Here is a 13606-nt window from a genome sequence, read left to right as displayed (position 1 = left end):
CTACCGCCAGTATCGCCGCTGCACCATCCAGAAGCGCTGGGTCGAAGACTATTATGGCGGTCACTGGGCTCGCGTACGGGTCTGCTACTGAGTTGCGTTGCGTTCGAGTTGCGTCAAGTCGCGTTGCGTAATGTCGCGTTGTGTTTTGGGGCCCCGCCACGGCGGGGCCTTTTGCTTGCCGACCTCGATGCTCCCGATCGGCACAGAGCGCTGCCCCCGCCGCCAGGCAATCGGGCTGACGCCGGTAAGGCGCAGAAACTCGCGGTTGAAATTGGACTTGCTGAGAAAGCCGGCCTCCATCATCACCTGGATGACGGACGTATCGGTAGCCGCCAGCAGGCGACAGGCCTCCTCGATCCGGTATTTGTTGACATAGTGCGACACGCTCATGCCGTGGATGCGGTTGACGGCAGAGGAAACGCGCCGCGCCGGCAGATTCAGCCGCCGGGCGAGCCGCCCGAGATTGAGGTCGACATCCTTGTAGAGCTGGCGGTCCGCCATCAGGGCGTCGAGGGCCAGCGCCACCGCCTTGTCCTCGTCGCTGCCCGGCTGGGCAGGCGGTTCGGCAACCGGCGGCTCGGCCTCCTCCGCCGGCGCCGTCGATCCTGCCGAGGCGGCGGCAGCGCCCAGCACCAGCAGCACCACGACGTTGCCGCCGGATACCATGGCCTCGGAAATCACACCTCCCATCCAACGCATGTCGAGGCTGATGACGATATCCGTCAGCCCGGAGAGAAGGCAGGCCACCGCGGTGATCTGCAGCGCGCGATAAGACCGCAACACGCCGTCCAGCCGGGGCGCTATCAGCGCGTCCGGGCCGGCCAGCGCCAAGCGGGTCAAGGCGAGGCCGTAGCCGAGGAACGCCAGGATGACCACGAGGTCGATCGACACGGACGAGATCGCAAAGAGCAGCCCGACCAGGCCGGCGGGCAGGAGATGGGGCCAGACCTTGGCCCAGCGCAACGCCGGACCTTCGGCGGTGAGACCGCGAAAGGCAAGCCAGGCCAAGGCCGGCGTCAACGCGGCCAGCATGGCCTGAAGCGGGATGAAAGTCCTGATCCCGTAGCCCCAGCGCAGGCCCAGCAGCACCGAGAGCACCGCGAAACCAAGCAGCAAGAGGAAAAAGGCATTGTCGCGCCACGGACGATCGCCCTGCCGTACCATCTGCACCAGGAGGATGGCAAAGAGCAAAGCGCTGACGAAGGGCAAGGGCACGAAGATCATTTGGTGCTTCCGGAAACGGGACGAATCTACACCATTTCTGTCCCCGATCATGTTCGCATTCGTCCGCGATCGCGATCGAGGTCGCCGGATGTGGCGGATTTCGGCTTGGTCTTTCCACAATTCCACGAGGAAAGACCGCCATGCGAACGCTTTTGAGCATTGCCGCCCTGGTTATTGCCATCGCCTGGATGGCCCCCGGCGGGGCTCGTTCCAGCCTTGGCCAACTCGATGTCAGCTCGGTGACGGCGGTGACGATCACCGGCCCAGCCGGCCTGATCCGGCTGAGCGCCAGCCGCGACGGCCCCTATCGCGCCGAGCTGCGTGGCCAGCCGGACGGCTGGTTCGCCTTCTGGCGCTCGAGCTGGGCTTCGAATGGCTGCGAGAATGTCGGCTCGATCCGGCTCGAAGGCACCGAACTGCGGGTCGACACCGGCAGCCGCGCCTGGTTCGGCGCCTCCGATTGCCGGCTCGAACTCACCGCCACCCTGCCCGAGAACGTCGCCGTCTCCATCGAGCAGGACGCAACCTCGAGCCGCCTGTCGGGCAGCTTCGCCTCGCTCGACATCAAGAGCCGGGCCGGCGATATCGCGCTGGACGGTCATGCGCACGACGTCTCGATCGAGGGCAACGCCATCCGGGCTCGCCTCTCTTATGCCCGCATCGAGCAAGACGAGAGCATTGACCTCGGCGGCAATGCCATCGACGCCGAGTTGCGCTTCGCCGGCGCGGAGGCAGTGAACTACGCGGTGAGCGGCCACGCCTCGCTGGTCGACAGCGCCCTGCCGAACGAGCCGGGCATCAAGCCGGCCATCACCGTCAAGGGTGATTTCCTGCGGGTGAGCATCCGCGGGGAATGATCGATCAGGAAGTGGCGCCACAAACCTCCTCCACGAAGCTGGGGGAGGTGTCACGACGAAGTCGTGATGGAGGGGGTGTGGCGTGCAATGCGCCAGGCATAACGCGATGGCGCGACGGTCCTGCAATCTTCTGAGAAAGGAGAGCTCTGCCCGCCGCCCCCTCCCGACCTCGCTTCGCTCGGCCACCCCATGCATTTCACCCGGAAATGCAAAGCCCGCTTCATGGAGAGGGCTCGTCGCGCCCTATCCGGCTTGGCCGTGACAAAGCGGCCAAAAGACCCGCCCGTTACTTCTTCACGCCATAGGCGGCCATGAACACCCGCACCGCCGACTGCGCCACCTCGCGGATGCGCGCCTTGGTCGGCGGCGTGTTGTTGGCCATGAAGAACATCGGTTTCAGCAGGGGGCCGTGCGACATTTCCAGGAACTGGGCGGCGGCCAGCTCCGTATCGTCGATCTCGAGCTGGCCGGCGGCCACGCGCAGATCGAGATATCTAGCCAGTTGCTTGCGGGAATGGCCGGGACCGGCATTGTAGAAATGAGCCCCGATATCGGGCATGCGCTCGGTGATGCCCATCACGGCGCGCATCGCCGAGATGATGCGCGGCTGGCAGATGAAGGCGGTGATGGCGGCGGAAAGCTCCAGCAGCGTGCCTTCGACGTCGGGCGAATTGTAGTCGAATTCGAAGATGCGCTCGACATGGGAGGAGCGCTCCTCGTCGACGATCGCCGCGAACAGCCGCTCCTTGTTCTCGAAATAGACATAGAGGGTGCCCTTGGAGACGCCTGCCTCCTTGGCGATGTCGTTCATGCTGGCGCCTTCGAAACCATGGGCCAGGAAGACACGACGCGCACCATCGACGATCTGGCGGCATTTGGCATTGTCGGCGGCCGGTGGGTCGGTAGCCGGCTCTTTCCCAGGTGCCGGGCTTTCGGCGAGCATGACGGAAATCCCTCCAAAAAATTGACTGAACCGTTCGGTTCGATTTTTATTGCGTATCGCAGCGCAACATGATAGTCAACGAAAACTGACTGAACCGTTCGGTTCGATCCTGACAGTCCCAGCCAGACGGTATTGATCTTGTCGACCGGAGCAAAGCGCGTTTCCATGGAAACGCATTTTACTCCAAGCCTTTGTTCTAATGCATATTTGCGATCCTCGGCATAGCCACCCAAATCGTAGAATGCTCCGGGGCAAGATCAACACGGTCTGGTTTTGCAGGCAACTTTTTCGAGTTGTCCAGGGGCGTCTCACCTTCCGGTTGGGAGACCACGATGGACGCAGCTCGCGACCACAATGCCGTTCCGGGTGGCCAGGGAGCCACCGGCCCGGCCGACGCTACCGACAATGTCGTGACCTTGGAGCGCCAGCGTACCGACGCGCCGGCAGCGCCCGAGACGGGAAAGGCGGAGGCCCCGAAGGCCGAAGCGCCCGCGGCTCCGGTGCAGTCCAAGCCTGCCGCCACGGCCGGCAAGAAGAAATCCAAGGCCCGCACCGTCCTGCCGATCCTGCTGGTCGTCGCGCTCGCCGCCGGCGGTTGGTACGGCTATGACTGGTGGACCAATGGCCGCTTCATGGTCGAGACAGATGACGCCTATGTGCAGGCCGACGTGTCCACCCTGGGCGTGAAGGTCTCGGGCTATGTCGACAGCGTGCCGGTGCAGAACGGCGACAGCGTCAAGGCCGGCGACGTCATCGCCAAGCTCGACGACACCGATTATCGCACCGCGCTCGAATCCGCCAAGGCCAAGCGCGCGACCCAGAACGCCACCATTGCCCGTATCGACCAGCAGGTCGTGGCCCAGCAGGCGGCGATCGAAACCGCCAATGCCGGCGTCGCTTCAGCCAAGGCGGGCATCGAGTCGGCCCAGGCCGGCGTCGCCTCGGCCAAGGCCGAAATCGTGCGCGCCAATGCCGCCTTCGACCGCGCCGACGCGCTGGCTGCCCGGGATTTCGGCTCCAAGGCCACGCTCGACCAGGCCACCGCCGACCGTGACAAGGCCAATGCCGGCCTTGCCAGCGCCAATGCCACCCTCACCAATGCCCAGGCGAGCCTGAACAGCGCGCAGGCCAATGTGATCGCGGCCAAGGCCAATCTCGCCGTGACGCAGGCCCAGAAAGCCGAGGCCGAGCAGGGCGCCAAGGAACTCGATGTCGCCATCACCAAGGCCCAGAACGACCTCGACGCCACTGTGGTGCGCGCTCCCACCGACGGCGTGGTCGGAAACCGTGCCGCCCAGCCCGGCCAATATGTCTCGCCCGGCTCGCGCCTGATCGCGCTGGTGCCGCTCAAGAGCATCTATGTCGCCGCCAACTTCAAGGAAACCCAGCTCGCCCCCCTGGTGCCCGGCCAGAAGGTGGAAGTCTCGGTCGACTCCATGGACGGCAATACCTTCGAAGGCGTCGTCGGCAAGTTCTCGCCGGCCTCCGGCTCTGTCTTCAGCCTGCTGCCGCCCGAGAACGCCACCGGCAACTTCACCAAGATCACCCAGCGCGTGCCGGTGCGTATCGAAGTTCCTGCCGACATCGCCCTCAGCGGCAAGCTGCGTCCCGGCCTGTCGGTGGTGGTGACGGTCGACAGCCGCACCGGCCCGAAGGGGTAAAGCGGCCAGAAAAAGCCTTCTCCGCGAAGCGGGGAAGTCGCGCACACAACTTGTGTGCGCTGGGACCGGCAAAACCGGGTCGGATGGGGTGTGGCCCGCTTGTGACACCCTCTCCGGATAGGTAGCACGAGCGGCCCGCACCCCATCCGGCATTTCTTCGAAATGCCACCTTCCCCACTGCGTGGAGAAGGCTTTCGCGCGCCTCTTTCGGTAACCGATGGCGCGAAACGACCAGGGAGGCCGCCATGGCCACCGCAACAGCCACTGCCATACCGGCTCCTGCCGAAGAAACCATCGACAAGCGCAAGCTGATCGCCTTCCTGGCGATGGTGTTCGGCATGTTCATGGCGATCCTGGACATCCAGGTCGTCTCCGCCTCCCTGCCCCAGATCCAGGCCGGCCTCGGCGCCTCAGGCGACGAGATCCCCTGGGTGCAGACGGCCTATCTGGTGGCCGAAGTGGTGATGATCCCGCTCTCTGGCTTTCTCTCCCGCGCCTTCTCGACGCGCTGGACCTTCGCGGTGTCCTGCGCGGGCTTCACCTTCATGAGCTTCATGTGCGGCACCGCGACGAACATCAACGAGATGATCATCTACCGCGCGCTGCAGGGCTTCATCGGCGGCGGCATGATCCCCACCGTGTTCGCGGCCGCCTTCACCATCTTCCCGCGTTCCAAGCAGGCCATCGTCTCGCCGATGATCGGCCTGGTGGCGACGCTCGCCCCCACCATCGGACCCACCGTCGGCGGCATCCTCACCGATGCGATCTCCTGGCACTGGCTGTTCTTCATCAATGTGGTGCCGGGTATCATCGTCACGCTGATGACCTTCGCCATGGTCGATTTCGACGAGCCGGACCTGTCGCTGCTCAGCAATTTCGACTGGACCGGCCTGATCTCGATGGCTGTGTTCCTGGGCGGCATGGAATATGCGCTGGAGGAAGGGCCGGGCCATGACTGGTTCGCCGAAACGCCCGTCCTGGTGATGTCCGTGCTCGCGGCCGTCGGCGCCGTGGTGTTCTTCGCCCGCGTGTTGCTGGCAAGGCAGCCCATCGTCGATCTCTACGCCTTCAAGGACGGCAACTTCGCCACCGGCTCGCTGCTGTCCTTCGTGCTGGGCGTCGGCCTCTACGGCCTCACCTACCTCTTCCCGGTCTATCTTGCCGGCGTGCGCGGCTATGATTCGCGCATGATCGGCGAGACCATGTTCGTCACCGGCCTGTGCATGTTCTTCACCGCGCCGATCGCGGGCAATCTCACCCGTTTCGTCGATCCGCGGCTGATGATCGCCGGCGGCTTCATCGGCTTTGCGGCCGGCACCTGGATCATGACCGGCATCACGCATGACTGGGATTTCTACGAGATCCTGCTGCCGCAGGTCCTGCGCGGTGTCTCCTTGATGATCTGCATGGTGCCGATCTCCAACATCGCACTGGGCACCCTGCCGCCGGCGCGCATCAAGAACGCCTCCGGCCTGTTCAATTTGATGCGCAACCTCGGCGGCGCGGTGGGCCTTGCCATCATCAACACCGCCCTGAACAAGCGCCAGGACCTGCATCTGTCGCGTCTGGGCGAGGCGGTGAACTGGAGCCGCGACAGCGTCATGCAGACCTATGAGAATATGAAGGCCGGCTTCGTCGCCTTCGGCGCGGCAGCCGACCAGATGACCGTCTCCAGGCTGGTCGGGCTGATGCGGCGCGAGGCGCTGGTGATGGCGTTCTCCGACGTGTTCCTGCTGCTGACCCTGCTGTTCGGCCTGCTCAGTTTCTCCATCTTCATGCTGAAGAAGCCGCAGATGGCGGGCGGCGGTGGCGGCGGCGGGCATTGATCCCTGGAGTGCGGACATCTCAGCGACATGAAGGCATGTCGCGATGTCCGCTCTTAAGACCGCTGTGCCCAATAGAGAGGAAGAGCGGACAAGATGTCCGCGCTCCAAACCCTTGCAACCACCGTCGATCCGGCCTAACCACGTCAGCCTGATCTTTTGAAAAACCGACAGGGTGAACCATGCCCGACGAAAACCGGGGAATGGAAGACGGCAACGTCATTGCCGTCATGCGCAAAGCAGGACAGGCGGCCCGGTCGGCCGCGCGGATCCTGGCGCTCGCCCCGGCCCCAGCCAAGAATGCAGCGCTCGAAGCGATGGCCAAGGCCATCCTCGCCAATGAGGCCGCCATCCTCGCCGCCAATGCGCTGGATGTCGCCGATGCGCTCGCCCGCGGCCAGATCGCTTCCTATGTCGACCGCCTCACCCTCGACGAGAAGCGCGTCGCCGGCATCGCCGCAGCCATCCGTGAGGTCGCCGCCCAGCCCGATCCGGTCGGCCGGGTGCTGGCGAACTGGACGCGGCCTAACGGCCTGGAATTCGAGCGTGTCTCGACCCCGCTCGGCGTCGTCGGCGTGATCTTCGAAAGCCGCCCCAACGTGCTGGCCGATGCCGGTGCCCTCTGCCTGAAGGCGGGCAATGCGGCGATCCTGCGCGGCGGCTCGGAGAGCTTCCGCACCTGTAGCGAGATCGCCAAAGCTTTGCGCGCCGGCCTGCAGGCCGCCGGTCTGCCCGAGGCAGCCATCCAGATGGTGCCCACCCCCGACCGCTCCGCCGTCGGCGCCATGCTGGCCGGGCTCGATGGCAATCTCGACGTGCTGGTGCCGCGCGGCGGCAAGAGCCTGGTTTCCCGGGTACAGGCGGAGGCCCGCGTGCCGGTCTTCGCCCATCTGGAAGGCGTCAACCATACCTATGTCCATGCCGGCGCTTCGCTCGACATGGCTGTCGCCGTGATGCTCAACGCCAAGATGCGCCGCACCGGCGTGTGCGGTGCCACCGAAACCCTGCTGGTCGACCAGGCAGTAGCGCCGGTCTTGCTCAAGCCGCTGGTCAAGGCGTTGCTGGAGGCCGGCTGCGAAGTGCGAGGCGATTCGCGCACCCTCTCCGTCGATCCCCATGTGAAGCCGGCCGATGACACCGACTGGGCCACCGAATATCTCGACGCCATCATCTCGGTGAAGGTGGTCTCAGGCCTCGATGCGGCGCTCGCCCATATCGAGCGCTACGGTTCACACCATACCGATGCCATCGTCACCGACGACGAGGCCGCCGCCCAGCGCTTCCTCGCCGAGGTCGATTCGGCCATCGTGCTGCACAATGCCTCCACCCAGTTCGCCGACGGCGGCGAATTCGGCTTCGGCGGCGAAATCGGCATCGCCACCGGCCGCATGCATGCCCGCGGCCCGGTCGGCGCCGAGCAGCTCTGCTCGTTCAAATACCGGGTAAAGGGCCAGGGCACGGTGCGGCCTTAATCCGGGATCGCGGGTATCTCAGGGAATGACTGTATTCCCCCGGAAGCTGGCAAAACCGGCCTGCCATTGCTACATATCGGGCGAGAGGTTTCTATGGCCCACCGCCACGCCCACGATCACGAGCCAGCCCCGGTCTTCGCCGAGCCGGGCCATGACCACAGCCATTGCAGTTCGACTGTGCTGGCGCGGGCGGAGAGTCTTTCGGCCGAGCGCGGCGTCCGGCTGACCCAGATCCGCCGGCAGGTACTGGAAGCGCTGGCCGCCACCCATCAGCCAATCGGCGCCTATGAGTTGATCGAGAAGCTCGAAGATGGCGAGGGCAAGCGCCCGGCTCCGATCACGGTCTACCGCGCTCTCGATTTCCTGCTCGAACAGGGCTTTGCCCATCGCATCGAAAGCCGCAACGCCTTCATCGCCTGCGCCCATGACCACAAGGATGGCAGCGTGGTGATGTTCCTGATCTGCGAGAGCTGCGGCACCGTGGGCGAAGCGGAATCCGATGCCGTGGGCAAGGCCCTCGCGACCGCCGCCGGCGCCATCGGCTTTACCCCGCGCGGACAGGTCATCGAGCTCGCCGGCATCTGCCGCCACTGCCGGGCCAAGGCGGCGGGCTGAGACACGACATCCGACCTCTCCAGCAGGCCCCTGCCCGCATAAGACCCTGTACCCTCTTGCAAAATCCCCGCCGGCAAGTGCATCTTCGGCGGACTGGCGGCATAAGGGTGTCATGGCTGTGCGCATGGGGTTCGGCCTGGTGGGTTGCGGGGCCACGCCGTTCAACGGCGGACCAGAACCATTGGTCAAGCTTGACCTCTCCCGCAGCCGGACCCTGCTTCTCCTCCTGCTTTTCACCCTGATCATCGACGTCCTGACAACATATGCCTTTGCGGCACAAACCGTGTCGGCGGCGGGACCGCGAGAAACCGTGATGCAGGCCATTCGGGCCTGCTGGCCCCAGGCGCAACCTGTCGACAAACCTCTGTGGATCAAGCTGTCCTTGAAGGTCGACGGCAGTCTCGCCGGCAAGCCGCAAGTGATCGATCCGATGGGTGCGGTCGCGGACGGCGCCGCCGAAGGCCTTGTCCTGCGCGCCATCCAGCATTGCGCGCCTTTCAAAGGTCTCAAGGCCTTCAAGGCCAATTACCGTGACTGGCGCGAGACCACGGTCGAGATTGCGCCGACCGCACGGACCGTTGCGGCCGCTGCCGGCCCGACGACCCCAGTCGCCACCCCCGCCGCCACGACGGACGCCGGCGTCGAACCCGGCCTGGTCGCCTCGGCGGCGATCGCCGTCATGCTCATCTTCCAGATGCTCTCCGACGCCGGCTTTGCCTTCCAAAGCTGGCGCCGGCATCGCCAGGCCGGCCAGCCCGGCCCCTGGCAAACCGCCCAGGCCCTGCCGTCCCGGCCCGTCAAGCACCTTTCCCGGCCACTCGATCCGGTGAGCGATCCCAAGAACTGGCGGGAATGACATCGCGCATCGCACGACGACCTCAGTAGCATCCTCAAGCGTACCGTTTCATCGTCATCGCCTTGAAAGGTCGCCCCTCATGCCCCGCCGTGCCGCATCGGCCTTGCTGCTGGCCCTCACCCTTGTCTTTGGTACCGCGACCGCCCCTGCATCGGCGAAGGACAAGAACCCGTCATTCGGCAGCTTCGGTATCTTTGCCGAAAACGCATGGGGCAGCTTTCGCTTGTGGTTGTCGGCGGATGGCGACAGCTTTATTCAAAAGTACCGACTGGGAACCTACAGAAGCGCCACCGGAACGTCCCAGGGGAACGACGCGCTTTATGTGCGCTATCGCTTTCGTCTCTCTCCCGATGAAGTGGCTCGGTTCAGCGCCTTTTTGAGGCAAACCCCGCCTTGGCGCACGGATTGCCGAGAAAAGAACATCGTCTACGATGCCACCACCACGACGATCTGGCAGCAACAGGGTGGAAAATTGCACGCGGTCTGCCAACCTCCAGAGCCGCTGCATCGCAGCGCGGCCTTCTGGGCGGTGTACAAATTCGCCGACAAGCTCGACGGTGCCGGGCCCTCGATCGAGATCTATCGGGGCGGTGTCGACGAATGGTCTCCTCCCGGCTTCCCGACGGATACCGAAATCCGCCAGGCCATACGGAATAGAGGCGGCTGAGGACAGGAACCCGATGCACTCAAGCATTCTGACGTAGCCGCACAACCGGCGTTGCCGCTTGTCGCGACGGCCGCTTTCCCTTTCCTGCAAGCACGACGTTTCCAGGAGCGGACGAGACGTCCGCGCACCCGGAATCATGACCGCTTGACTCTCCACTTGGTGGAGCCCGTACAACCCGCCCCATGAGCGAGAAAACCTACACCATCGGCGAGCTCTCCAGGCTAAGCGGCATCGCCGTCCGGCGCATTCGCTTCTATTCCGACAAGGAACTCCTCCCGCCCGCCGCACGGGCCGAGAGCGGGTACCGCGTCTATTCGGAGGCGGACCGGGCCAGGCTCGATCTCATCCTCGCTCTGCGCGATGCCGGCGTGAAGCTCGGCGACATCGCACGCCTCATCGCCCGCCGCCTCGGCCTCACCGACGTCCTGGCCCTGCGCCTGGAAGCCATCGAGGCGGAGATCTCCGCCAAGCGCCACATCGCCGCCGCCTTGCGCGCCACGCTGAAGCTCGCCGATCCCACCCCGCAAGACTTGAGGAGACTGTGGACCGTGACCGCCCTTTCCCAGAACCAGTTCCGCACGACCATCGAGAATTTCTATGACGAGGTCGGCGCCGGCGCCCGGATGGATCCGGCCTGGCGCGCCAGGATGATCGAGGCCTCCACCCCGGATCTGCCCGACGATCCCAGCCCCGAACAGATCGACGCCTGGACGGAGCTCACCGGCATCCTGACCGACAAGGCCTATATCGACGAGATGCGGGCCAGCATGCAGCAATTATGGCATGACGGCTTCGACCCTGCCGCCTATCGCCAGGTTTCAGACGAGACCTTCGCCGAGGTGCGGGAGGCGATGGCCAAGGGCATCGCGCCGAATTCGGACACCGGCAGGGTCATTGCCGAGACATGGCTGCAGAAGTCGGCGCAGGCAATGAAGAAAGAGCCGGACCAGGCTTTCCTCGACTGGCAGCTCGAGCAATACCGCAAACACCATGCCCGTTCGCGGGGCTATCTGGAGTTGATGGCGATCCTGCGCGGAGACCCGCCCGGCCAGCTCGCTGCCAGCGAATGGGGCTGGATCGTCGAGGCCCTGTCGAACCGGCTGTGAACTGGGCGCGCCGTCATCTTGCGCGAATGGCGGCGATCAGCGCGCGCAACCCGGCCGAAACATGGCGGTGCCCGGGATAGTAGAGGCACAGGCCCGGAAAGGCCGGGCACCAGTCGTCGAGGACGCGTTCGAGGCGCCCGTCAGCCAGGGCGTCGATGACGAGATGGTCGGGCACGAAGGCAATGCCGATGCCCAGGATCGCCGCCTCGACCATCAGGGGCTGGTCGGTCAATGTGAGCGGCCCTGAGACATTGATCGTCTCCGTCGTGCCGTGACGCTCGAATTCCCAGCGATAGATCGCACCGCTGTCGAAGCGGAAGCGGATGCAGGCATGGCGATGAAGGTCCTGCGGCACCGTCGGCCGGCCGTGGGCCGCGAAATAACCCGGCGACGCCACCGCGGCAAAGCGCGCGGTTTCGGTGAGGCGCACCGCGATCATGTCCTGCGGCACCGCCTCGGCCAGCCGGATGCCGGCATCGAAGCCGTCGGCAACGACGTCGCTCAGCCTGCCGTCGCTGACGATGTCGAGATGGACCTGGGGATAGTCGCGCGCGAAGCGTGCCAGCACCGGCAGCAGGACGAGGCGGATCGCGCCTTCGCTGGAATTGATCCGCACCGTTCCGCTCGGCGTCTCGCGGAAATCATCGACCACCTGCAGCGCCTCGGTCATCGAGGATACCGCCGGCCGGAGCTTGGCGGCGAGACGTTCCCCCGCATCGGTGAGGGAGACACTGCGGGTCGTCCGGTTGAACAGGCGGACGTCGAGGCGCTGTTCCAGGCTCTTGACCGAATGGCTGACTGCAGAGGGCGTGACGTCGAGTTCGACCGCCGCCGCACGGAAGCTGCGATGCGCGGCAACCGAGAGGAACACGGTGAGCGCGAAGAGGTCGGCGCTCTTTAATTGATGAATATCTCTCATCTCAACATCAAGAATTGGCGAGATTGTTGCAGCAGTCAAGACTCCGTAGGCTAGCGCCCGGATCTCGATCATCGAGAACGGAGGAAGACCATGTCGAAGAAAATCCTGATTACCGGCGCGAGCTCCGGTTTCGGCCGCGGCGCGGCGATCGAGCTTGCCCGCCAGGGACACCAGGTCGTCGCGACCGCCGAAGCCTGGCCCCTGGTGCGCAGCCTACGCGCCGACGCCGCGGCTGCCGGTGTCAAGCTCGAAGTCATCAAGCTCAATCTTCTCGACGACGTCGATATCGCGCATGCCGCGGGCTACGACCCCGACATCCTCGTGCTCAATGCCGGCGTGATGGAAAGCGGCTCCGTCGTCGACATCCCGATGCAACGCGTGCGCGAGTCGTTCGAGATCAACGTCTTCGGCCATCTCAAGCTGGCGCAGGCCATCGTGCCGAAGATGGTGGCGCGCAAATCCGGCAAGGTGGTGTGGACCTCCTCGATGGGCGGCATCCTCGTCATTCCCTTCGTCGGCATCTATTGCGCCACCAAGCACGCCATCGAGGCCATCGCCGGTTCGATGAGGGCCGAATTGGCCCCCTTCGGCATCAAGGTCGCGACCGTGAACCCGGGCGTGTTCGGCACCGGTTTCAACGACACCGGCGCGGAGAGCCACAGCCAATGGTATGACGCCGGCAGCGCTGTCGTGCCCATGCCGGACTTCACGGGCGCCCTCGCGGACCAGAACGATCCGCAGGAGATGATCGATGCCATGGTCGAGATCATTCCGGCCGAGGAACATCTCTATCGCACCATGCGTCCCCTCGACACCATCAAGGCCGCCAGGCAGTGGCAGGAGACGGAGTGGACCCAGAATGCCTGAAATCACGCTCGACCATGCCCATCATATCCTGGCTCGGGGCCGTGACGCCGCGAAGGAGGCCGGCATGAAGGCGGTCTTCGCGATACTCGACAAGGGCGCGAACCTGGTGGCTTTCTCCCGCATGGACGGCGCCTGGCTGGCATCGAACGAACTTGCCCTCGCCAAGGCGCGCACCTCGGTGATGTTCCAGGCTCCCACCGAAACCCTGAATGCACCGTTGCAGATCGGCCAGCCGGTTGCGCATTTCGACCACATCCACACTGGCGGTCTGCTCCTCATGGGAGGAGGCGTGCCTCTGTTCGACGCCGAGGGCGCCTTGATCGGCGGGCTGGGGGTATCCGGTGGCAGCCCCGAACAGGACGCTGCTCTTGCCCGATCGGCCATTGCGAAGCCGGGTTGAGGCCAAAGGCGACGGGCCTGATTCCTGAATCATGCCAACGGCATTGAAGCTTGACCGATAGACCACCGTCATTGCGAGCGTAGCGAAGCAATCCAGAACTACAGCATCGAGCCTGATCTGTGAATCAGACTCGATGCTGTAAGTTCTTGTTGTCGCATCTCTTTTGCCGAAAACCGGCACCCACTTTTCGGCGCGA

The 13606-nt window shown here is 64.8% G+C and carries 13 protein-coding genes; 10 read left to right on the top strand and 3 right to left on the bottom strand.

From position 1 onward, the window contains the following. Positions 1 to 84: 84 nt before the first annotated feature. Positions 85 to 1224 carry an AraC family transcriptional regulator gene (locus tag BA190_RS25445; protein ID WP_068294365.1) on the bottom strand — a complete coding sequence of 380 codons (1140 nt, stop codon included), beginning with the start codon at positions 1222 to 1224 and terminating at the stop codon, positions 85 to 87. Between the two features lie 140 nt (positions 1225 to 1364). Here BA190_RS25445 and BA190_RS25440 point away from each other — a divergent pair, with 140 nt between their 5' ends. After that, entirely contained in the window at positions 1365 to 2081 is a 717-nt protein-coding gene (locus tag BA190_RS25440) for a hypothetical protein (protein WP_068294362.1), read from the top strand. 286 nt (positions 2082 to 2367) lie between these two features. Here BA190_RS25440 and BA190_RS25435 read toward each other — a convergent pair whose 3' ends face one another. After that, on the bottom strand, positions 2368 to 3024 hold the full coding sequence (locus BA190_RS25435) for a TetR/AcrR family transcriptional regulator (RefSeq protein ID WP_068294360.1): 657 nt from the start codon (positions 3022 to 3024) through the stop codon (positions 2368 to 2370). Between the two features lie 332 nt (positions 3025 to 3356). Between BA190_RS25435 and BA190_RS25430 the strand changes: the two genes are divergently transcribed. From BA190_RS25430 to BA190_RS25400, 7 genes are all read left to right on the top strand, one after another. Further along, positions 3357 to 4685 (top strand): HlyD family secretion protein, encoded by a 1329-nt coding sequence (locus tag BA190_RS25430; RefSeq protein ID WP_082980033.1) that lies wholly within the window; start codon positions 3357 to 3359, stop codon positions 4683 to 4685. 245 nt (positions 4686 to 4930) lie between these two features. Next, positions 4931 to 6511, top strand: coding sequence for a DHA2 family efflux MFS transporter permease subunit (locus BA190_RS25425; RefSeq protein ID WP_068294357.1), 1581 nt, complete (start codon positions 4931 to 4933; stop codon positions 6509 to 6511). 179 nt (positions 6512 to 6690) lie between these two features. Next, on the top strand, positions 6691 to 7980 hold the full coding sequence (locus BA190_RS25420; RefSeq protein ID WP_068294354.1) for a glutamate-5-semialdehyde dehydrogenase: 1290 nt from the start codon (positions 6691 to 6693) through the stop codon (positions 7978 to 7980). 93 nt (positions 7981 to 8073) lie between these two features. Beyond that, positions 8074 to 8595 carry a transcriptional repressor gene (locus BA190_RS25415; RefSeq protein WP_068294352.1) on the top strand — a complete coding sequence of 174 codons (522 nt, stop codon included), beginning with the start codon at positions 8074 to 8076 and terminating at the stop codon, positions 8593 to 8595. Between the two features lie 112 nt (positions 8596 to 8707). Continuing rightward, positions 8708 to 9451, top strand: coding sequence for a hypothetical protein (locus BA190_RS25410; RefSeq protein ID WP_068294349.1), 744 nt, complete (start codon positions 8708 to 8710; stop codon positions 9449 to 9451). 79 nt (positions 9452 to 9530) lie between these two features. Further along, entirely contained in the window at positions 9531 to 10118 is a 588-nt protein-coding gene (locus BA190_RS25405) for a hypothetical protein (protein WP_068294346.1), read from the top strand. Positions 10119 to 10300: 182 nt separating this feature from the next. Further along, positions 10301 to 11224, top strand: coding sequence for a MerR family transcriptional regulator (locus BA190_RS25400; protein ID WP_068294343.1), 924 nt, complete (start codon positions 10301 to 10303; stop codon positions 11222 to 11224). A 13-nt stretch (positions 11225 to 11237) separates the two neighbouring features. On the opposite strand, the gene BA190_RS25395 is transcribed toward BA190_RS25400, so the two are convergent. Beyond that, positions 11238 to 12143 (bottom strand): LysR family transcriptional regulator, encoded by a 906-nt coding sequence (locus tag BA190_RS25395; protein ID WP_068294340.1) that lies wholly within the window; start codon positions 12141 to 12143, stop codon positions 11238 to 11240. A 90-nt stretch (positions 12144 to 12233) separates the two neighbouring features. On the opposite strand from BA190_RS25395, the gene BA190_RS25390 reads away from it, so the two are divergent. Together BA190_RS25390 and BA190_RS25385 are read left to right on the top strand one after the other, a co-directional pair. Then, complete coding sequence (locus BA190_RS25390) at positions 12234 to 13010, top strand: SDR family oxidoreductase (RefSeq protein ID WP_068294337.1); 777 nt, start codon at positions 12234 to 12236, stop codon at positions 13008 to 13010. After that, a complete protein-coding gene (locus tag BA190_RS25385) occupies positions 13003 to 13410 on the top strand; it encodes a heme-binding protein (protein ID WP_068294334.1) in 408 nt (135 codons plus the stop codon). The genes BA190_RS25390 and BA190_RS25385 overlap by 8 nt, the downstream gene beginning before the upstream one ends. Positions 13411 to 13606 lie beyond the last annotated feature (196 nt).

This window comes from Labrys sp. WJW, assembly GCF_001676615.1.
In the GTDB taxonomy this organism is placed as follows: Bacteria; Pseudomonadota; Alphaproteobacteria; order Rhizobiales; family Labraceae; genus Labrys; species Labrys sedimenti.
This window is presented reverse-complemented; position numbering and strand designations above follow the sequence as displayed.

Excerpts from the sequence above, each read along its gene's own strand:
- BA190_RS25385 (WP_068294334.1), top strand. The coding sequence starts at position 13,003 with ATGCCTGAAATCACGCTCGACCATGCCCATCATATCCTGGCTCGGGGC.
- BA190_RS25445 (WP_068294365.1), bottom strand. The coding sequence starts at position 1,224 with ATGATCTTCGTGCCCTTGCCCTTCGTCAGCGCTTTGCTCTTTGCCATC.
- BA190_RS25425 (WP_068294357.1), top strand. The coding sequence starts at position 4,931 with ATGGCCACCGCAACAGCCACTGCCATACCGGCTCCTGCCGAAGAAACC.
- BA190_RS25420 (WP_068294354.1), top strand. The coding sequence starts at position 6,691 with ATGCCCGACGAAAACCGGGGAATGGAAGACGGCAACGTCATTGCCGTC.
- BA190_RS25400 (WP_068294343.1), top strand. The coding sequence starts at position 10,301 with ATGAGCGAGAAAACCTACACCATCGGCGAGCTCTCCAGGCTAAGCGGC.
- BA190_RS25440 (WP_068294362.1), top strand. The coding sequence starts at position 1,365 with ATGCGAACGCTTTTGAGCATTGCCGCCCTGGTTATTGCCATCGCCTGG.
- BA190_RS25405 (WP_068294346.1), top strand. The coding sequence starts at position 9,531 with ATGCCCCGCCGTGCCGCATCGGCCTTGCTGCTGGCCCTCACCCTTGTC.
- BA190_RS25395 (WP_068294340.1), bottom strand. The coding sequence starts at position 12,143 with ATGAGAGATATTCATCAATTAAAGAGCGCCGACCTCTTCGCGCTCACC.
- BA190_RS25415 (WP_068294352.1), top strand. The coding sequence starts at position 8,074 with ATGGCCCACCGCCACGCCCACGATCACGAGCCAGCCCCGGTCTTCGCC.
- BA190_RS25410 (WP_068294349.1), top strand. The coding sequence starts at position 8,708 with ATGGCTGTGCGCATGGGGTTCGGCCTGGTGGGTTGCGGGGCCACGCCG.
- BA190_RS25430 (WP_082980033.1), top strand. The coding sequence starts at position 3,357 with ATGGACGCAGCTCGCGACCACAATGCCGTTCCGGGTGGCCAGGGAGCC.
- BA190_RS25435 (WP_068294360.1), bottom strand. The coding sequence starts at position 3,024 with ATGCTCGCCGAAAGCCCGGCACCTGGGAAAGAGCCGGCTACCGACCCA.
- BA190_RS25390 (WP_068294337.1), top strand. The coding sequence starts at position 12,234 with ATGTCGAAGAAAATCCTGATTACCGGCGCGAGCTCCGGTTTCGGCCGC.